This window comes from Chlamydia crocodili, assembly GCF_018343815.1.
Taxonomy (GTDB): Bacteria; Chlamydiota; Chlamydiia; order Chlamydiales; family Chlamydiaceae; genus Chlamydia; species Chlamydia crocodili.
Map to the genome: position 1 here is coordinate 223,259 of NZ_CP060791.1, position 20,401 is coordinate 243,659.

Below are 20,401 nucleotides of genomic sequence, written 5' to 3' on the forward strand. Positions count from 1 at the left end.
TCTATTCCCTTATGATTCCTTTATTATTTCTTCCCTCTACATTTACAAAATGAAAAAAAAGTTTTTATGTTACTTTCTAACTATTTCGCTTTTAATTTTGTTTTGGGAATTTTTCGCTAAAAATAACGCATCATTTGCCTTTCTCTGTCCACCACCATCAAAAATAGCGGCGAATTTTTCAGATTCTATGAATCTTATTCTTTCTTCTTCCTGGTATACTTTGCGAGGTATTTTAGGGGGATTCTTTTTAGCACTATTATTGTCGATAGGATTAGTAATTCTTATGCTGACCTATAAGCCAGCGAAAGATCTGCTAAATCCATTTTTCATACTGGTACAATGCACTCCTATGTTCACCCTAGCACCGTTAATTGTGCTATGGTTTGGTTGGGGATTAAATGCTGTTATTGTCCCTACAGCACTTACGGTCTTTTTCCCATTAACGATAACGATCTATCAAGGAATCACATCTACTCCTGAAGAACTCTTAGAACAATTTATTTTACATCAAGCAACGAAGAGACAAATTTTCATTAAGCTACGTCTCCCTTACGCTCTTCCTCATATATTTTCCGGATTAAAAATTGCTATGGGATCCGCGGGATTCGCTGCTATTGCTGGCGAATGGGTAGCTTCACAGTCTGGTCTGGGTATTCTCATTCTTGAAAGTCGAAGAAACTACGATATGGAAATGACCTTTTCAGGATTATTTGCCTTAACAACGGTAACCTTTATCCTATTTCAATCGATTTTACTAAGCGAAAAACTTACTTTTGCTTTATTTCGTATAGAGAAGACAACGAAGAAATTTAGATTGCCGAATAAAAAATTCGCTTTCCTACTTATCCCTTTGCTTATCCTACCTATATGGAAAGTCAGAACTAAACAAATAAACCCAAGTAACCTCACCCCCATAACTATACTTTTAGATTGGACTCCTAATCCTAACCATATTCCTCTATATGTAGGAGTTTCTAAAGGATTTTTCCGTAATCAAGGTATAGATTTACATATTCAAAAAAGTACAGATACTGGTGCTGTTATTCCTCATGTTCTATTTGAACAAGTAGACTTGACTCTCTATCACGCCCTTGGAGTAATAAAAACTTCTCTTCAAGGAGCCCCTGTACAAATAGTGGGGTCTTTAATTGATTCCACTCTACAAGGATTTATCTACAGAAAAGAAGATAATATTTCAAAATTTGAAGACTTAAATAATAGGGTATTAGGTTTTTGTCTAAACAACTCGAGAGACCTTTCCTGTCTATTAGAAACGTTGCGTCTACACGGAGTTGTTCCCTCAGACGTAAGAAATGTAAGCTCCGATTTAATCTCACCAATGTTATTGAAAAAAATCGATTTCCTCTATGGAGCTTTTTATAATATTGAAGGTGTTAAACTAGATACTCTAGGAATGCCCGTGGGCTGTTTCCTCTCCGACTCCTATGGGCTTCCTACAGGCCCTCAGCTTCTCTTATGTGGGAAAAAAGATACAAAAGCCACATCTCCTGAAGTTGTTGAAGCTATACAAATAGCCCTTCAACAAAGTATTGATTATTGTAAAAAATATCCTAAAAAAGCTTTTCAAGCTTATCTTAAAGCAACACCCGATACACCTAAAATTGTTAAAGACGAAGTTCTTCAATGGGAAGCCACTCTTCCTCTATTTGCAAAATCTCAAGAACCCTTAAGTCAAGAATTAGGGAATACCTTACTACAAGCTATAGTACATCGTTATCCAAACTTTGCAGATAAGGTCAGCAATTTTTCTCTAAATCAGATATACCCGTCTAATTCACAGGTTTGCCAGGATGAGAAAACACATGAGCAAGCCGAGATAATACATCTCGAAGTACTTCCATCGGTTTCTGGTCAGCACTGATACGAGAAATCTTATAAATAGGATAATGTTGAATGATGGCATCAATATCTTTTTGATACGATTGCAAACGTTTTTGCAATACTTCAATACCAACCTCATTAATTCTCCCCTTGCTATAAAGAGATTGTTGCGTACGCTCAAGCAATTTAGCTTCTTCATGCACCTCTAAAATAATTACATGACGTACTGTAATATACGCATCTAAAAGCTTCGCCTGCCCTACCGTTCTTGGAAGACCGCTAATGAGCAGATCTTGACGATCTGGTAGAAATTTCCCAGTAGCAACCAATCCTTGAACATAATAATTCCATACGGCAACAACATCTTCATCAGGAATCAAGGATCCAGAAACTGCATATTTATGAAAAAGTTGTCGAATAGGAGATCCTATAGGATAACAACGGAAAATATCACCAAGAGAAACATAAACCTGACTATCCCCATGAGCTATAAAATTTCCTAATAAATCTTTACCAGCTCCGGGAGGACCAAATAAAAGAATGGAAGAGAAGGGTTTAGTATAAAGCTTTATGCTATCTGCTATCGATTCATCTATCATAAGATAATTTAGCTACCGGTATAGTAATTTCCATGTTTCTCCATACTTTAGTTGATTACCTTGAAAAATAATAGCCTTAGCATATAAAAATTCTTCCCATGGACACTATTTATTTTTTATTACCCCAAGCTTGCATATTATTATTAGCGGCTGATACTTTAACTAATGTTTTAGTATTAAATCATGTTCTTGCTCGTTACTCTAGAAGGGAGCGCTTATCACTATTAGCTAGAGAAAGTGTATTTGCCCTCTTGAGTATGTTTGCTCTTTACGAGGCAGCTTTAGGCACTCTATATGTATTAAAAACTCCTCTATGCGCAATACAGGTTGTTGGGGGTATTGCTGTCACTTTGACAGGAATGCGGGCTATTTTGAATTTAAATAGAGAAAATAGCTGGAAAGGCTTTACATCTCCCTCTGCTCTATCTTTGGTAACACCCATAGCATTGCCTCTTATGATTGGGCCTTCTTGGTTAGCAGCTTGCTGCATTTTAATAGGTAAACGCTATAGCTTCGCTTCTGTTTCTCTTATTCTCGTTCTTTCTTGGATCCTTATTTCTTTAGCAACGATTATCCTGCAAGTTTTTGTCGGCGGGGGAAAGGAAAAGGCTAAAGTACTCCTCGCTACACAAACGGTACTTGGCCTTTTCGCGACAATCGTAGGTACACAACTACTTATGTCTGGACTACAATTAGCCTTTTTATAAAAGAGACGTTTTTATGCTATTAACTCTGATTAATCTTAGCTTACTATTCTACGTGCTCTTTGATGCCCCAGGATCTGTTCCTGTTTTTGTGTCTTTATTGAAGCATTACTCAGCAAAAAGGCAACAACGCATCATTCTTAGAGAATGCATCTTTGCTCTTGTTACCCTATTACTTTTTGTCACCTTTGGAAGAAAATTTTTTCAATTTCTTGATATCTCCCTATATGCATTTCAATTCATTGGTGGGGTTTTATTGTTTTCAGTATCATTGAAAATGATGTTGGTACCCCCACCTATAGAATCGGATTCATCCGAACCTCAATCAGAACCTATATTCTTTCCTCTAGCCTTCCCTGTAATCACCGGGCCAGCGGTTATTACCTCATTACTTAGCTATATGGAAGAAGATCTGTTTTCTAAAGAACTCATTCTTGGTGCTATGATTATCGCTTGGGTATTATCTGTATTCACTTTGTTAAGTTCGAGTTTCTTCAACCGCATTCTCGGGTCTTCCGGTTTAGTTGCCTTAGAAAGATTGTTCAGTATTGCCTTATTATTAATGTCTGCAAACCTCATGCTCAAAGGTATTTCAATAGCATTTAACATAGGTTTTTATATTAAGTAGTGAATTAGATGAAAAGAAACGATCCCTGCTGGTGTGGAAGCAAACGCAAGTGGAAACATTGCCACTATCCCCAGGCCCCTCAAGTATCTTGGGAACAACAAAAACAGTATTACGCGTCACAATATGACATTATTTTAAAGACTCCTGAGCAAATTGAAAAAATTCGTCATGCCTGTCAAGTTACTGCTCGCATCCTTGATGCTCTCTGTAAAGCATCTAAAGAAGGTGTAACTACAGAAGAGTTGGACAAACTTTCACGTCAATTACATAAAGAATATAACGCAATCCCTGCACCTTTAAATTATGGATCTCCACCTTTTCCAAAAACAATTTGCACTTCACTTAATGAAGTAATTTGTCATGGGATTCCGAATGATATTCCTTTAAGGAACGGGGATATTATGAACATCGACGTTTCTTGTATTGTTGATGGATACTATGGTGATTGTAGTCGTATGGTCATGATCGGCGATGTCTCTGATATCAAGAAACGCGTCTGTCAGGCATCTTTAGATTGTCTTAATGCAGCTATGTCCGTATTAAAACCTAATCTACCCTTATATGAAATTGGCGAAGCTATAGAAGCTTGTGCTGATACTTATGGATTTTCTGTGGTAGATCAGTTCGTAGGTCATGGTGTAGGAATAAAATTCCATGAAAACCCTTACGTGCCTCACTATAGAAACCGTAGTAATATACTCTTAGCTCCTGGAATGACATTTACCATAGAACCTATGATCAATGTTGGGAAGAAAGAAGGAATTATTGATCCAAGGAATCATTGGGAAGCAAGAACTTGCGATAATCAGCCCAGTGCACAATGGGAGCATACTCTACTCATTACTGAGACAGGTTATGAGATACTAACTCTTCTAGAGAAGTAATCTCTTCTTCTAAGCATTCTATATGCGCAAGAAGGTTTTGAATCATCTCAATATCTTTCATATCTGCAAAATTTAAGGTCATTTCCTCTTGTTTTTGTAAGGTAAGATAATCCTCACGAACTAAGAAAAGCTCTTTACGAACTTCTGCCAATGCTTCTGTCTTTTCAGCAAACTGTGCCTTTAGCTGTAAATACTTATCCTTATAAGATTTGGACTCATCAGCAACAGGAGTTTTAACAAGAGCTTCTTGTTGATTCACAAGAGTATGTAATTGTATGAGTTCTTCATCCTTCTGATTTAAAAGATTCTGAAACTCTTCCAATCGCGAGCGCAACTGATCTATTTCTTCGATATGAGATTTAAGACTATGACATTCATTTTCTAAGCTTTCTCTTAATAGTTTTTCTTGAATAAGCTCATTTTCTAAGGATGACATCTTTTCGTCTTTTTCATGCAAAGCTCGGAGCCATAATTCGGTATCTTCACTTTTTTCTTCACTATTAGAGAAAGTTTCTTTTCCAGATACCCAAGAAAACACAGAAGTAGTTTCATCCCCAGCTACAAGACGAACATATTCATTATGTAAGACAGCATAGTCTTCTAGCCAACTATTTTTCTGATCAGCAAGAATTTGCAAATCTAAAGCCATATGCTCCTGTTTCTTACAAGAATCTTGCAGCAAAGTTCGACATTCTTGAAGCTCAGATTCTAAAACATGAGCTCGTCTTTCTAAAAATTCACAGGCCATAGCTTTGTCGCGAACTGCTTTATCATAAGATACTTGAATCTCAGCATATTGATTCGACATCTGATCGTATTTTTGTTTTTGTTCCTCATTTTCTTCGTCGATAAGGGATATACTGAAAACAAAAATTCCCCAAGATAATAAAAAGGCTGTAGATAGACCTAAAGCCCATAATAATGAAGAACAAGTAGCAATATGCTTATAGTAGTATACGAATAGAAATAAACAAGAAACTACACCATATCCCCAAAAACGGAAATATACGGAAGCAACTAACGCTAAAGCAGAAAAACACATCATCAATAAAAGTAAAGCTGTGTCCACAATAGAAGCACAACCTAATCCACCAAAAATCAAAACTACAGATGATAGAAATACCCACTCTATTGAGAAAGATCTACATCTACCCAACAAAGTTTCCCACCTAAATCCTTGATAGACTTTCTGATAAAGATGCTTATTAAAAACGTGCATGGCCTCAAATCCCATACAAGAATACTCCTAAGACTCTTCCAGAGAATCTTGAGCTTTAGTTAATAAATAGCTAATTACAGCAGGATCCCCTTCATAGGTCATCTCTACTTTCATCTTGCCATCTGAAGACGCATGCCCACAAGTCACCAGTACATAAGCACTCACATCCTCATCGAAAGTTCCTGTACTGTCATCACATTCGTTTTCAGACACTTCCTTCTCCTCTCTAGCTAAAGGTCCCTATTTCCAATCGAGTGATCTCTCATTCATCGATTGATAACAAGTCCTTTATTTTCTTTAGAAACTCTAAATTTTAGAGATCAAAACTTTTTTACTTTCCTTGTAAAATTTTTTAATTCTATTTGTTGCTAAAGGAAAACAACTTATTAAACAAACCAATTATTAATTGAATTTATTATTTAATAAAACGCTTTGTTTATTGGTAAAATAAAACTAAACAAAACCAAAAATTTTTCCATTATGACAGTACAACCTATAAGCACCACATCTACAGCTTCGATAGCAACTAGAGAAGCGACGCAGGCTGCTCAACTTCCCCCTCTGGATCCATTAAACACACCTCCTATTGGCGCATTGCTTTTTAGCATTTACGAGCTTCTTTTACAAGCGATTGAAATTCGACAACAAACAGTTCTGACTCAATCACAACAATTAAATGATAATACTAATATTCAACAACAATTAAACCAAGCAACTAATCAAATCAAATTTGCTGTAGTAGGTGCTGGGGGTAAAGAAGACGAAATTACCCGAGTACAAAACCAAAACCAAAACTACTCCGCTCAAAGATCAAACATCCAAGACGAATTAGTAACTGCTCGACAAAATGGACAAATTATTCTCTCACACGCATCTACGAACATTAACATCATCCAACAACTAGCTTCTCAAGACTCCTCATTCTTAAAAACGACAAGTTCCATTGGAAGTACAGTAAACCAACTCAATAAACCTCCTTCATAAGCAAGTAGGAAAACAACTTAAAGTTAATCGAAGAAAATAGGTAGGAAATTATGTGGTTCTCTTCTCCAGCACTTCAAACCAGCCCTAGAGCCGCTATTGACATTCCCGGAACATCTATTACAGGTGGACCCAATACAGCAACAGCTGACGAAATTATTGCAAAATTTGCTAAAGATTCCAACCCACTGATTATTACCGTGTATTATGTATACCAGTCTGTACTGGTTGCTCAGGACAACTTATCTATTATCGCTCAAGAACTTCAGTCTAATGCTTCTGCTCAAACTTTTTTAAACAACCAAGAAGCTTTATACCAGTATGTAACTATCCCTAAGAATAAATTAAATGATAACTCATCAGCATTTTTACAGGATGTTCAAGCAACCAACCAAGCTGTTGGAGCTTCTCGACAAGCACTGCAAAACCAGATTTCAGGACTAGGAAATGGTTCTCAAGTGATTTCAAGTAACTTGAATACTAACAACAACATTATCCAACAGTCCTTACAAGTAGGTCAGGCTTTAATTCAAACGTTCTCACAAATTGTGAGTTTGATAGCAAACATTTAATCTTAAGGAACTTAGCATAATGAGCATCCAATCTATAGCATCAAACGTTGATAAAGTCCCAACAGTTGTTCCTCCAAGTACAAAAGTTGTCCCCGATAGTATTGTAATTAACAAACCCTCGGCTATCTATTTTTGTATTTCTGTGATGCTACAATTATCCACATCAACTACAGAATTTGGGAAATCCATTATGGCAGTGCTACAAGACAATACGGTGGCACAACAAAAGAAAACAAAAGAACTTATCAACTTGCCTTTGTTGAAAGTTCCTGATCTTCAAAAAGCTGATAATTTCAATCAAGATAAGCCCGAGTATAAAAACCAAACGGAAATTCAAGCTTATCAAACATCGAATCAGCAAATTACTGCTAACCGACAGTTAATCCAACAAGAGCTTTCTGCTGCACAACAAAGAGCTCAAGCAAACCAAAAAGCTGTAAATGCCACGTCTACGGAGTCTATGAAGTTATTGCAAGCAACTAATGCTCTCCTATCTTCATTAAAAGAATATACTATTAAAGCAAATCTAACGACATCTCCGTCTGATTAATTATTTAGATAAGGGCTTCTAATAAAACAATCCATGATCTAATATAAGGCATTACTGAAAAGAAAAGAATCAGGTAAAACCTCCATGAGGGTTATCTTCCCAGATAAACATAACAAGAACCCGTTTCTCACTCAGGTACTTAGACAACTTCCTTCGTTTATCTTAATAACCTCGTGTATCTCTCCTCTGCTTTCCTATCTGATGAAAAAACTCTTTGGTATTCCAGGGATTATTGAAACTTTAGCACTATCCACAGCAGGAATACATAAACATAAATTTTGGCAGTTTATTACTTATCCCCTGATTACAGCGGACTCTCTGTGCATCCATAAAGAAGGATGTATGGACATCACTCAACGCCTACTCATTCGAAATGTGCTTGGTTTTACTTTCTTTTATAAAGCAACCAACCACATTATTCGAAAACTAGGATCTATGACTTTCCTAGTTCTTATTGTTAGCCAGACTCTCATTATAGGAGTCGTAATTTGGGCATGCCTAAAACTATTTCATAGTTCACAAGCTCTATTTGGTCCAGAGTGCTTGATTAGCACACTAGTGTTAATTTGGGTTTTTCTTGATCCGGAAAAACGCCTAGGACTCAACCCGTTTCCCATTACCCTATCACGTAAATGGGGGTTCGTTGTCTTAGCAACCTTCTACTTTTTTATTCTTCTATTCTCAGGAGCCTTTGCGATATTCTTTGGATCAATACTATCAATAATGTTAGGGGTTCTCTTTTGCTATAAAGAAAAAATTCCTAATCCTTATAGAATATCACGAATGTTTTAAACTTCGTCGGCAAATAGCGCTAAAATTGCCGCTCTCGCTTCTCCTAATCCAGAAAGAACACCCTCTTCAAATCTAAAGAAAGGATTTTCTTCCAGTATGGAGAAATCCATTGGCTGCAATACATCATCCGAGGTCAAATTTGGAATGATTTGTTCTCCCACACCTTGTAAACGAGATTTTTGATTTTCATAAAGCTGATTTAATAAATCGTGTATTTTATTTTTCATTTTTCTCTTTTCGCTTCTCTATAAAGAATTGTTTCATCAATTGCTCGGATTCTTCACGGCAGATCCCAGAAAAACATTCCACATGGTGAAATGGGTGTTTTTCTGTAAAAACATTTATCCAACTTCCTCCAGCACCCAAACGCAAATCTGGAGCTGCCCAGACAATTTTACGAATGCGAGCTAACTGAATAGCCCCGGCACACATTAAACAAGGCTCTAGAGTACAATAGAGCACAGTATCTACCAAACGCCAATTCTCTAAATATTGTGCCGCAGTCCCTATACATAAAATTTCAGCATGAGCTGTGGGATCTTGTAGCTTTTCCGTAGTGTTATGACCACGAGCAATTATTTTATTATCTTTAACTATAACACAACCTACAGGAACCTCGTCTTCGTCGTACGCTTGGCGAGCTTCCTTCAGAGCTTGATTCATAAAAAATATATCTTTTTCTATATCCATCGACTTTATATTAAATAACTCATAACCACTTTTTGAATCAGATTATAAAAAAAAAGACTCCTAATAAGAAACAGTAAAAAGTTCTCATATTAGTTTAACAACCATTTTTGAATCAGATTCAGAATGTGGAATTTTTATTTACAAATCAAAAAAACCCGTCTCACCATACCAAAAGGTGTACATTAACAATCTTCTCAAGTATAATTGGCTTTTGCGGCAATTATTTTATTTTAAGGAGACATCCAATGTCTTTGGATAAGGGAACTAAAGAAGAAATCACAAAAAAGTTTCAACTTCATGAAAAGGATACCGGTTCAGCAGATGTGCAGATCGCTATATTAACGGAACACATTACAGAACTAAAAGAACACCTCAAGAGATCTCCTAAAGACCAAAATTCTCGACTAGCTCTATTAAAGCTGGTAGGACAAAGAAGAAAGCTCTTAGAGTATCTTAACTCTACAGACACCGAAAGATATAAAAATTTAATTACAAGATTAAATCTAAGAAAATAATCTTTCATTGATTTTCCCCGAACATAAGATCTAATCAGGAGACCTTCATGACATTTGAAACTATTTCCGTTACCCTTGAAGAAGGCAAAACATTAGTATTTGAAACGGGGAAAATTGCTCGTCAAGCTAACGGAGCTGTTCTTGCTCGCATGCAAGAAACTTGGATCTTTTCATCTGTTTGCGCGGCCAATCTCGAAGAACCAGTAGATTTCCTTCCTTTAAGAGTCGATTATCAAGAAAAATTTTCTTCTATAGGAAAAACTTTAGGCGGGTTCATTAAAAGAGAAGGCCGTCCAACTGAAAGAGAAATTTTAACTTCTCGTCTAATAGATCGTTCTATGCGTCCTTCTTTGCCAAACCGGTTAATGCAGGATGTTCAAGTTTTATCTTATGTATGGTCGTATGATGGGGTGACTCTCCCCGACCCTATAGCTATTTGTGGTGTTTCTGCAGCATTAGCTATTTCTGACATTCCTCAAATTAGTATTGTAGCTGGTGTTCGTGTTGGCTTTGTCAACAACAGTTGGATAGTGAATCCGACAAAAGCTGAAATGGATGTTTCTAGAATGGAACTCATTTTAGCAGGAACTGAAAATGCTATTTTAATGATAGAGGGTCATTGTGATTTCTTTACGGAAGAACAGGTTATTGAAGCTATTGAATTTGGTCATAAACATATAGCAACAATCTGCAGAGCAATCAAAGATTGGCAAAAGAAGATAGGTAAAGAAAAGAACACTGATGTTATTGTTCCTCTTCCAGAACAAGTACAATCTTCTGTAAATGCATTTGTTGAAAGTAAATTCTCTGATCTTTTGAAAATCAAAGAGAAGAAGGCTTTTGAGGCTGCTTCAAAACAGTTAGAAAATGAAATCATAGAGAAATTCTTAGAAGAAAATGAAATCTTCACAGCACTGAATATTAAAACAGCCTTTAAACGAGCTAAATCGGATTACATGCGTACTTTAATACGTGAACAAAGTGTTCGTTCTGATGGACGTTCAGTAACAACAATCCGCCCTATTTCCATTGACACATCCTTCCTACCAAGAACTCATGGAAGTTGTTTATTCACTCGTGGAGAAACACAAACCATGGCCGTTTGTACTTTAGGTAGCGAAGCCATGGCTCAACGCTATGAAGACTTGAATGGAGAAGGATTAGCTAAATTTTATTTACAATATTTCTTCCCTCCTTTCTCTGTTGGAGAAGTAGGAAGAATAGGCTCTCCAGGAAGAAGAGAAATTGGCCATGGCAAGCTTGCTGAAAAAGCTTTAAGCCATACTTTACCTGATCCCGCTAAGTTTCCTTATACTATCCGTATAGAATCCAATATTACTGAATCTAACGGTTCTTCATCTATGGCTTCTGTTTGTGGAGGCTGTTTAGCTTTAATGGATGCTGGAGTTCCTATTAAAACCCCTATAGCGGGTATTGCTATGGGATTAATCTTAGATAATGATCATGTAACTATTCTCTCAGATATTTCTGGATTAGAAGATCATTTAGGAGATATGGATTTTAAGGTTGCTGGGAACACTGAAGGAATCACAGCATTCCAAATGGATATCAAGGTAGAGGGTATTACTCCTGCAATTATGCAAGCAGCTTTAGCTCAAGCTAAAGCTGGTCGTCAACATATCCTTGACACCATGAAAGAATCCCTTGCTGCTCCCAAAACAGATTTATCGCAATATGCTCCTCGTATTGAAACGATGCAGATTAAGCCAAACAAGATCGCTACTGTCATTGGACCTGGAGGCAAACAGATTCGTCAAATTATTGAAGAAGCTGGAGTTCAAATCGATATTAATGACTCAGGTCTTGTCAGTATCTCAGCGTCTTCTCCACAAGCGATAGAAAAAGCTAAGTCTATTATTGAAGGTTTAGTTGGCGAAGTGGAAGTTGGTAAGATCTATGAAGGTCGTGTGACATCCATTGTTCCTTTTGGAGCTTTTGTGGAAATTCTCCCAGGTAAGGAAGGTCTTTGCCATATTTCTGAGTTCTCTAAACAACGTATAGAAAACGTTGGTGATTTCGTTAAGCAAGGAGACATTCTAGCTGTTAAGCTGTTAAGCATTAACGAAAAAGGCCAATACAAACTCAGTCATAAAGCTACTCTTAGTGAGTAGTCTTTGCTTGTCTGCCTTATAATTTTTCTACAAGTCACTTGAGAAAATAAAAAAGCCACATAAATTATGTGGCTTTTTTAATGTCATTGCTAAATTCAAAAACTAGCTTAAGTAGTGGTATTGTTTAGTTTTAATGTACCATCTTTCATAGCATCTTCTTGAGGTGGAGGAGGAGGCAAATCATCAGATACCTTCTTGAATAACATCCCCTCTTCTTTCAGACGCGCTCTTTTCTTTTCAGGATCCCAAGTATGATCCATGATCTCTTTGACATCTTTGGCATCTAAAGTTTCAAACTCAATTAACATCTGAGTCATAAGTTCTACTTCATCTCGATGCTCTCTGATAATTGTTAAAGCACGCTGATAGGCAGCATCCAATAAGGCTCTTAATTCACCATCAATAGCTTTTGCTGTTTCTTCTGAGTAACTTTTCTCATGATACGATCCATAACCTGTAGAGGCATCGGAACGTTCGTCATAAGTTACAGTACCTAATTGTTCACTCATTCCCCATTCACAGACCATACTACGGACTAATTTCGTAGCCTGAGAAATATCTTGCTGGGCACCACTAGAAATATCTCCTAAAAAGATATCTTCTGCAGCACGACCTCCCATGAGGACAGCTAACTGATCGAAAAGTTCTTTTTTCCAATAGCTAAGCTTATTCTTCTCAGGAAGAAAATGTGTAGCTCCTAAAGATAAGCCTCTAGGAATAATCGTAACTTTATCTACAGGATCTGCATGTTGTACACAAAGACCTACAACAGCATGTCCTGATTCATGGTATGCCGTCGTTTTTCTTTCTTCAGCATCCATTTCTAAACTACGACGTTCTTTACCATAGAGAACCTTATCACGAGCCTCGGCAACATCTACAGCAGTCACTGCAGTACGATCTTTACGTGCAGCAAGAAGAGCTGCTTCATTTAATAAATTCTCCAAATCAGCTCCAGAAGCCCCTGGAGTACTTCGTGCTACTGCCATAAGATCTACAGTAGGATCTAATTTGATTCTCTTAGCATGTACAGCTAGGATTTCAAACCTACCTTTAATGTCAGGTAAATTCATAACCACACGGCGATCAAAACGACCAGGACGTAATAACGCCTTATCCAATACGTCAGGACGATTAGTTGCAGCCATAAGGATAACACCCTCATTCGTACCAAAACCATCCATCTCAACAAGCAATTGGTTTAATGTTTGTTCGCGTTCATCATGACCACCACCAATACCTGCGCCTCTATGACGACCTACAGCATCAATCTCATCAATGAAAATGATACAAGGAGCATTTCTTTTAGCTTGTTCAAACATGTCACGAATACGGCTAGCACCAACACCGACAAACATCTCTACAAAATCCGAACCTGCTATTGAGAAGAATGGTCGGTCGGCTTCCCCAGAAACCGCTTTGGCTATTAAAGTTTTTCCTGTTCCAGGGGGTCCTATTAATAATACACCTTTAGGGATTCTTCCCCCTAGACTCGTAAACTTTGTAGGATTTTTTAGAAAATCTACAATCTCTATTAATTCTTCTTTAGCCTCTTCAATACCAGCAACATCGGCAAAAGTAACTTTATTTTGTCCCTTCATTAACAAGCGTGCCGGAGATTTGCCGAAAGACATCGCAGAACCATTCATACCACGCACTTGTCTGGAAAAGACGAAATAGACAAAGACAAGCACAAGAATAATGGGTAGGAATGTAAACAGGTATCCTATATAATGTGGAGCAGGCTCCTCACTTTTAAAGGTTTTCTCTAATACCAAATTACGTGGCTGATCAGGTGCCTTAAAAGTTAAGGTCCGATTATGAGAAAAACCTTCCCATTCTTGTTTCGCTCCAGAAAACCAATGAGCAAATACCTCAGGATCTTGCTTCTCTAAAGCTCGAGAAGATAATTCCTGATTATTGAAATACCAAACTACCTGGCTAAGTTCTCCTCGAAGCTTATCGAGCTGCGCTTGATTGATTTGACTATCTTCGACAAGTTTCTCATATTTACTACGTTCTTCACGATATAGACGTACTGAACGCAACTGACCAAAACGCTCGCCATTATCGGACAAAGCTAGTGATGAAGAAATTCTCTGTAAAGAACCTAAAACTTTCTGATAAAGAATACCAAGCTGCTCAACATCCATCGATTGAGTTAGAGAAAGCTCTACTTGTTGATAGAGATCTTTTAATTCGCGTTTCAAACTCTCAGAACCTACCCCTAAAGCTGGAGATAGATACTTTCCAATCAGTTCATATAAATCTGAACCAAATGTACGCAGGCTCTCACTAGATCTAGGAAGAGTTTGATAACGCTGCTCCAAAGAACGTAAGTTGATAATTTGGAAATTATTTGAACCTTCAACTACAAGGGCTGCTAAAGAAGATTTGCCTAATTCTACGCTAGGAGAAATTAAATATCCTGTTTCAGGAATAGGCGATCCGGAAATTGCAGAAAACCATAAAACCGAGCTCTCAACCTCTTTTGAAAGGTTATCTAAACTCTTATTTATTTCCTGAAGATCAAATTCTAATTGATGTCTTTGATCTATTAATTCCAAATAATGATAGCGTAGCTGGCTTTCAGCTGTTGGAGATTCACGAAAACGTCCACTAAATGAAACTAAATTATCATTCAGAGCAATCTTCCGGCTATCTTCGGGATAAATCAATTTTAAGTTTACTAAATGCTCTAGCTGATGGCTAAAACTGACCCGGGCTTTCTTGGCGACTAGAAAATTTTGAACGGCGATCACACCGAAGATTACACCAAATAGAAGGAAAAAAAATACCGTAGGAAAATTTTTTTTCGATTCGGGCTTCATTTTTTTATCTTTAGACATAAACTACACAACTAAGCTAATCAATCAGACAGGTAATTATTTAATATAGCATATTTTTTATTATTTTGTTTATAAAACCTAGTTATAAAATAAAAAAAATATGAAACACTGTATATACAATGACCTACTACTCATCATCTTCGAATATACAATGAGAATCATCATTATATACTTTCTATTCTATCATTACTACCCCAGCTTTTACGATCACTCTTTTATCTCGAAGTCGCATTTGCGCTGGTAAATTACGGTTTAAATGATCATAAACCATTTGCAAGAAATGCCTTGAGACAACCACTCCAGCCTTAAGAAAGAATTCCTTACAAACCCATTTTGCTAAAAAAACTTGTTCCATCAATACTTTAGGAATTTCAATAGACCATGTTGCGTTTTCTTTTCGTATATTTTCAAGAAAGGGCTTTGCTTGCAGTTTCATATAACAAGAAAGTTCTTCAGAATCTTGAGCTAGTGTCAATAAAGGCTGTGTAATATTCTTACCAAAAATCTCTTCTAACCAAGGAAATATCTTCTTACGCATTCTAGCGCGCAAATAACGCTCATCAGTATTGGTTATATCTTGAATGTAAGGAATATTTTCTTCATCTAAAGCATTCACTAAAACTTGTTTAGGGATGTGCAGCAAAGGCCTGAAAAGTGGGATACCCTCATAGTATGTCTCTTGAGTCATACCTTTTAAATTACTTAGGGATGCCCCTTCTAATAAACGTTTTAATACAGTTTCGGCTTGATCATTAGCATGATGGGCTAAAAATATTCCCGATAGATTTTGTTCCTTACATATCTTATAAAACAATCCATAACGATAGCGACGTGCAGCATTTTCTGGATCTTTTGAAGTTCTATATTCGGAAGGAACACGGTCTACAATAATAGGAATTTCTTCTTTCTCACATCTAATTTTAAGTTCTTCAGCCTCACGATAGGAAGATTCTCTCCATCCATAATCTACATGAACTGCAGTAAAAGAGAACCCTCTAGATTTAAGGAGATATAAAAGAAATAATGAATCACTTCCTCCTGATAAAGCAAGTAAGTAGCTTTTTTTAATATCTAAAGCAGAAAAAAAAACTTCTAATCGCTTATCATTTCTGAGTAGACAGGATAACATAATCTAAATACATGTCCGTGTAAATTCATTACAAATAAGTTAAGGCTTATTGACTTGAAGACGTACTGTTACACTATCCTTAACCTTAAAGAACTCCTGATATCAGGTATACTATGCCTATTTTATGGAAAGTCTTAATTTTCCGTTATTTAAAAACCGTTACTTTTTGTACGCTTAGCCTTATCTGTATTTCTATCATTAGTTCTCTTCAAGAAATCGTCAGTTATATAGCAAAAGACGTTCCTTATCCGACAGTTTTGCGGCTAACAGCTTATCAGATTCCCTACTTATTGCCTTTCATTCTTCCTATTTCTTGTTTTATTTCAGCTTTTGCGCTTTTCCGAGGTCTTTCTGATAATAACCAAATCACTTTCCTTAAAGCATCTGGAGCTTCTCAAGGAATTATTACCTTCCCTGTCCTCATGGTCTCCTGTGCTATCTGTTGTATAAATTTTTATACATGTTCCGAACTCGCTTCTATTTGTCGATTTCAAACCTGTAAAGAAATTGCTAATATGGCGATGACTTCGCCAACACTTCTACTTCAGACACTGCAGAAAAAAGAAAATAACCGTATTTTCATTACCGTTGACCATTGTGCAAAAAGTAAATTTGATAATGTGATCATTGCTTTAAAAAGAGATAAGGAAATTGCCAATGTAGGAATTATCAAAACTATTATCCCCGATGTAGCAAATGATACTGTACAAGCCAGGGATGTTGTGATGATTTCAAAACTTCCTTCTACGTTAACAGACCAACACTCTTCAAATTCTAAGGAATACTATATAGAAACTTTAGATGAGATGCTAATTCCAAAAATTACTTCAACATTATTCGCGGGAAAGTCTTACATGAAAACGCGAACAGATTATTTACCTTGGAAGCAACTTGTTAAACAATCATTCAGTCATGCACATCTACCGGAAACCTTAAGAAGAATTGGTATAGGTTTGCTTTGCATCACATTGACATATTCGGGAATGGTTTTAGGAACCTATAAACCAAGATTTCGCAAATCTATAGCTCTCTATTGTATTTTTCCTGTGATGGATTTGATTTTATTAATAGTTGGCAAAAATACTACCACATTATTCCCTGCGCTTATGTTGTTTATTATACCACAGGTAATCTCTTGGATAGTTTTTGCTATCCGTGCGTATCGAGAAAGCAGAGGCTATGCGTAGATTATGTATATTTGGAAACGTTATGTATTAACTAAATTTTGGCTATCTTTAATATCTTTAATAGTACTTGCCTTTGTTTTTTATGCTTCAATTCATCATTCTCTGCACGCTATCAAAGGAAATACAACCTCACTAGCTTCAGGTGCCTCTTTAAAACTTTCTATCCTGTACTATCTATCCCAGATAGCTCTTAAAGCAGAATTTCTAATTCCTCAGCTCGTTGCTGTAGCTACGACGATTACATTATTTTCAATGCAAAACAAACGGGAAGTCCTTCTCCTGCAGGCATCAGGACTCTCATTGAAATCTCTAACAGCTCCTTTAATTCGTTCGAGCTTCATTATCACCTTACTTTTATATGCAAATTTTCAATGGTTGCATCCTATATGTGAAAAAATATCTACAACCAAAGAACATATGGATCGCGGAACATTAGACAAGGTACAAGATAAAGTTCCTGCTCTTTATCTTAAAGATCAAACAGTCTTATTATATTCTTCTATTGAACAAAAAGCCTTAACTCTTAACAAAGTATTTTGGATTAAAAATCCAAAGACTATCTATACAATGGAAAAACTAGCGTTTACAACGCCATCTCTTCCTATTGGTCTTGATGTTATACGTTTTTCAGAAACAGAATCTGGTAATATGGAACTCAGTGAATTCTCAGATATGAAAGAATTTCCTGAGATTGAATTTGGATTTTATGATAATCCTTTTTCTAAGATTTTTACAGCGGGAGGGAAAAATCGCCTTTCGGAATCCTTCCGGGCCATTCCTTGGAACGCTACAGGATTAGGACTATCAACAACTATTCCTCAGCGTATTTTATCTTTGTTATCTACATTTTATTATATGCTGATTTCGCCTTTAGCTTGTATATCAGCGATGATTATTTCTGCTTATCTTTGTCTAAGATTCAGTCGTGTATCTACAGTAACTCTTGCTTATCTTGTTCCCCTAGGTACAATAAATACTTTTTTCGTCTTTTTAAAAGCGGGAATGGTATTATCTAACAGCAGTGTTTTGCCAATATTACCTGTAATGTTATTCCCTCTAATTACCTTAGCAATATTTACAAACTATGCTTATGCTAAGCTTCAGTAATTTCGTTGAGATAACCTGAGAAATCCCATTTCTCTAAATCATAACTAAAAAAGGACTTGAGATTAGATAAGTTTTGTCTATTTTTTCTCAAACAATTAAGAAACTTACTCATTAATTCTATATGATTTACAAATATCAAACGGTCTCTAGCTACTAAAGTAGGCGCAAGAACCTTTACCATGAGTAATTTTAGTCTATGCTCATCCCACGACTCTTCTCCAGCAAAGAAAGTAAATCCTGCGATAAATATCGATGCATAATCCAAACCATCTTTAGACATAACTATAAGGTTATTTGGATCTATAATTTCTATAAACTTAAAGACAAGAAGATAAGAAATGATATGCAAAAGCAACAGCTTATCATTTTTAAATAAGATCTTTTTCTTAGAGAAGAAGGTATCTTTTAAAACAGATAAACTGTTGTCTAGAAATTCATGAATTTGCCTTTTAGACATATTAGGAATAGAAAAAAGAGATAAAGATCCCGATTTATTAAATTCTTCTTTCAACACAGAAAAGAAACCGAAAAAGGTTTCTTGCTCTCCGTGCTCTCTTTCTATGCTTTTCAGAAGATCTTCGGGTTCTGGAAATGAAAATATGTACGCCCTATCGATTCTATCTAAGCTCTCTTCTATCACACGACTTCTCGCACGATCTTTCCTAGATAAACGATTTTGTATATTTAAAATAAAGGTAGTTTCTCCTAAATCTGCTTTAGCATTAAGAAATCCTATAAATTCTTCATTACAATTGGCATACAATATGGAGCTTTGCGTTATAGGGCTCGGAGATCGTATGACTGTTATCGATTTGTCTCCTAATTTCAAAGTTCCTTCTATTCCAGGAAACATGCCTAAAATAATAGGATCAAATACTGAGGAATTCCGATCGAGCATTCTGTCTATAGCTTTAAATAATGGGCCATTTGGATACTTAGAAAGCAATCGATATAACTCCTCATATATCTCAGAAACATATTGTCCCGAAGATAGACGTTTTTTATCCCCTTCTAATTGCAATTTCGTATGTATATGAAAATATAAATACCGAGCAGCTTCTGTAAATACGAGTTTACCTTCAAAGATTCCACTACTTAACGCTGACATTAAGGTATGGGAATGTCGATAATGCATCTGATCATGAGTATTACTACTCAAAGCCTTCCATGCATCCCTAAGGAAATAAAGAAAATCATTAAAATAATGGAGATTATCTTTTTTAGGATTATTAGAAACTACAGTGGCTTCATATCTAGAAAAGAATAATCCCATAACAGCGTTATGAATCTTTTCCGTAGATTCTGTTTCTAAATCACTCAGAGCTTTTTGATAAAATAGCCGTATAGGCATATCATTGGTAAAAACTAACGAAGAAGCTAGATTGTGAAGTTCTTCACTATTCCATAAAAGCGTTTTTGTTAAAGGATCGCCCTCATGAGCTGTTTCATGGATCTTTCCCTGCTTACAAATAATCTGAGTAAGCGTATCAGTATAGAAGCGCTTATTTTCCTCATCAGACATATAGAAAAGTTCGTAAGAACGATCTCGCTTGACCTCTACTAGGTTATTTAAGAAACGCTCTTCTTGATGCATTTCTTCTAATTCTCGTTCTACCAAATCCTCATCTTCTTCCTCTTCTTCCTTGATAATTTTTCGGCTAAGATTTGCTTGAGTCTTACTATAGACCTTACTTAACTCAGAATAGTCATGAACTAAGCTCTGATATAACTCTCTCTCTCGACTCTCTAAAAAAGAAAATACATTCTGTACGCCAGCAATAAGGAAATTAGACTCTTGTAATGCTTTATTCGCCTCTCTCTTTGGTAAAGAACCTGCTTTCTTGAGATAATCTTCTATATTCTTCAAAGCTTGCTTCATTTCATCGACATGATGATCAACAGAAAACATGTCATCAAACTTAGCGTTCTCTATAAAAGATGATGGAGAACTATAAGAAATCTTTTTTAATTTCTCTAAATGCTCCAATGCTTTTTCAAAATTATAACAAGATCTTCTCATA

The 20,401-nt window shown here is 36.2% G+C and carries 20 protein-coding genes; 12 read left to right on the top strand and 8 right to left on the bottom strand.

All coding sequences use genetic code 11. The features are described 5' to 3' along the window. The first annotated feature begins 49 nt into the window (after positions 1-49). Positions 50-1,882: an ABC transporter substrate-binding protein gene (locus H9Q19_RS01005; protein WP_213241374.1), complete on the top strand. Its 1,833-nt coding sequence runs from the start codon at positions 50-52 to the stop codon at positions 1,880-1,882. Here H9Q19_RS01005 and H9Q19_RS01010 read toward each other — a convergent pair. Next, positions 1,791-2,441 carry a nucleoside monophosphate kinase gene (locus H9Q19_RS01010; RefSeq protein ID WP_213241376.1) on the bottom strand — a complete coding sequence of 217 codons (651 nt, stop codon included), beginning with the start codon at positions 2,439-2,441 and terminating at the stop codon, positions 1,791-1,793. The two genes, H9Q19_RS01005 and H9Q19_RS01010, sit on opposite strands and share 92 nt — an antisense overlap. A gap of 98 nt (positions 2,442-2,539) precedes the next feature. Here H9Q19_RS01010 and H9Q19_RS01015 point away from each other — a divergent pair, with 98 nt between their 5' ends. The 3 genes from H9Q19_RS01015 to H9Q19_RS01025 are packed head-to-tail and all read left to right on the top strand — an operon-like array spanning position 2,540 to position 4,657. After that, complete coding sequence (locus tag H9Q19_RS01015) at positions 2,540-3,148, top strand: MarC family protein (protein ID WP_213241378.1); 609 nt, start codon at positions 2,540-2,542, stop codon at positions 3,146-3,148. 13 nt (positions 3,149-3,161) lie between these two features. Further along, on the top strand, positions 3,162-3,773 hold the full coding sequence (locus H9Q19_RS01020) for a MarC family protein (protein ID WP_213241380.1): 612 nt from the start codon (positions 3,162-3,164) through the stop codon (positions 3,771-3,773). Positions 3,774-3,781: 8 nt separating this feature from the next. Next, positions 3,782-4,657, top strand: a complete 876-nt coding sequence (locus tag H9Q19_RS01025; RefSeq protein WP_213241382.1) for a methionyl aminopeptidase — start codon at positions 3,782-3,784, stop codon at positions 4,655-4,657. Here the strand turns inward: H9Q19_RS01025 and H9Q19_RS01030 are convergent. Next, the gene (locus tag H9Q19_RS01030; RefSeq protein WP_213241384.1) at positions 4,614-5,891 is read right to left on the bottom strand and encodes a coiled-coil domain-containing protein; all 1,278 of its coding nucleotides are present in this window, start codon (positions 5,889-5,891) and stop codon (positions 4,614-4,616) included. The genes H9Q19_RS01025 and H9Q19_RS01030 overlap by 44 nt on opposite strands. A 12-nt stretch (positions 5,892-5,903) precedes the next feature. After that, positions 5,904-6,089, bottom strand: a complete 186-nt coding sequence (locus tag H9Q19_RS01035; protein ID WP_213241386.1) for a hypothetical protein — start codon at positions 6,087-6,089, stop codon at positions 5,904-5,906. 267 nt (positions 6,090-6,356) lie between these two features. Here H9Q19_RS01035 and H9Q19_RS01040 point away from each other — a divergent pair, with 267 nt between their 5' ends. The 4 genes from H9Q19_RS01040 to H9Q19_RS01055 all read left to right on the top strand — a co-directional run bounded on the left by H9Q19_RS01040 (position 6,357) and on the right by H9Q19_RS01055 (position 8,771). Then, positions 6,357-6,860 (top strand): DUF720 domain-containing protein, encoded by a 504-nt coding sequence (locus H9Q19_RS01040; protein WP_249324521.1) that lies wholly within the window; start codon positions 6,357-6,359, stop codon positions 6,858-6,860. 50 nt (positions 6,861-6,910) lie between these two features. Further along, complete coding sequence (locus tag H9Q19_RS01045) at positions 6,911-7,429, top strand: DUF720 domain-containing protein (RefSeq protein WP_213241388.1); 519 nt, start codon at positions 6,911-6,913, stop codon at positions 7,427-7,429. Positions 7,430-7,448: 19 nt separating this feature from the next. Beyond that, on the top strand, positions 7,449-7,979 hold the full coding sequence (locus H9Q19_RS01050; RefSeq protein WP_213241391.1) for a CT847 family type III secretion system effector protein: 531 nt from the start codon (positions 7,449-7,451) through the stop codon (positions 7,977-7,979). Positions 7,980-8,063: 84 nt separating this feature from the next. Continuing rightward, on the top strand, positions 8,064-8,771 hold the full coding sequence (locus H9Q19_RS01055) for a hypothetical protein (RefSeq protein ID WP_213241393.1): 708 nt from the start codon (positions 8,064-8,066) through the stop codon (positions 8,769-8,771). On the opposite strand, the gene H9Q19_RS01060 is transcribed toward H9Q19_RS01055, so the two are convergent. Together H9Q19_RS01060 and tadA are read right to left on the bottom strand one after the other, a co-directional pair. After that, the gene (locus H9Q19_RS01060; RefSeq protein WP_213241395.1) at positions 8,768-8,998 is read right to left on the bottom strand and encodes a hypothetical protein; all 231 of its coding nucleotides are present in this window, start codon (positions 8,996-8,998) and stop codon (positions 8,768-8,770) included. The two genes, H9Q19_RS01055 and H9Q19_RS01060, sit on opposite strands and share 4 nt — an antisense overlap. Next, positions 8,988-9,461: a tRNA adenosine(34) deaminase TadA gene (gene tadA / locus H9Q19_RS01065; RefSeq protein ID WP_213241396.1), complete on the bottom strand. Its 474-nt coding sequence runs from the start codon at positions 9,459-9,461 to the stop codon at positions 8,988-8,990. Before tadA ends, H9Q19_RS01060 begins: the two co-directional genes overlap by 11 nt. Positions 9,462-9,706: 245 nt before the next feature. Between tadA and rpsO the strand changes: the two genes are divergently transcribed. Beyond that, positions 9,707-9,976 (top strand): 30S ribosomal protein S15, encoded by a 270-nt coding sequence (gene rpsO / locus H9Q19_RS01070; protein WP_011006716.1) that lies wholly within the window; start codon positions 9,707-9,709, stop codon positions 9,974-9,976. 47 nt (positions 9,977-10,023) lie between these two features. Further along, positions 10,024-12,108 (top strand): polyribonucleotide nucleotidyltransferase, encoded by a 2,085-nt coding sequence (pnp, locus tag H9Q19_RS01075; RefSeq protein WP_213241398.1) that lies wholly within the window; start codon positions 10,024-10,026, stop codon positions 12,106-12,108. A gap of 107 nt (positions 12,109-12,215) precedes the next feature. On the opposite strand, the gene ftsH is transcribed toward pnp, so the two are convergent. Together ftsH and tilS are read right to left on the bottom strand one after the other, a co-directional pair. Further along, positions 12,216-14,957 carry an ATP-dependent zinc metalloprotease FtsH gene (gene ftsH / locus H9Q19_RS01080; RefSeq protein ID WP_213241400.1) on the bottom strand — a complete coding sequence of 914 codons (2,742 nt, stop codon included), beginning with the start codon at positions 14,955-14,957 and terminating at the stop codon, positions 12,216-12,218. A gap of 175 nt (positions 14,958-15,132) precedes the next feature. After that, a complete protein-coding gene (tilS, locus tag H9Q19_RS01085) occupies positions 15,133-16,086 on the bottom strand; it encodes a tRNA lysidine(34) synthetase TilS (protein WP_213241402.1) in 954 nt (317 codons plus the stop codon). A gap of 113 nt (positions 16,087-16,199) precedes the next feature. Between tilS and H9Q19_RS01090 the strand changes: the two genes are divergently transcribed. Continuing rightward, complete coding sequence (locus H9Q19_RS01090; protein ID WP_213241404.1) at positions 16,200-17,273, top strand: LptF/LptG family permease; 1,074 nt, start codon at positions 16,200-16,202, stop codon at positions 17,271-17,273. A gap of 3 nt (positions 17,274-17,276) precedes the next feature. Further along, positions 17,277-18,380, top strand: a complete 1,104-nt coding sequence (locus H9Q19_RS01095) for an LptF/LptG family permease (RefSeq protein ID WP_213241406.1) — start codon at positions 17,277-17,279, stop codon at positions 18,378-18,380. On the opposite strand, the gene H9Q19_RS01100 is transcribed toward H9Q19_RS01095, so the two are convergent. Beyond that, positions 18,367-20,400: a calcium-binding protein gene (locus H9Q19_RS01100; RefSeq protein ID WP_213241409.1), complete on the bottom strand. Its 2,034-nt coding sequence runs from the start codon at positions 20,398-20,400 to the stop codon at positions 18,367-18,369. The genes H9Q19_RS01095 and H9Q19_RS01100 overlap by 14 nt on opposite strands. Between the last annotated feature and the right edge of the window lies 1 nt (position 20,401).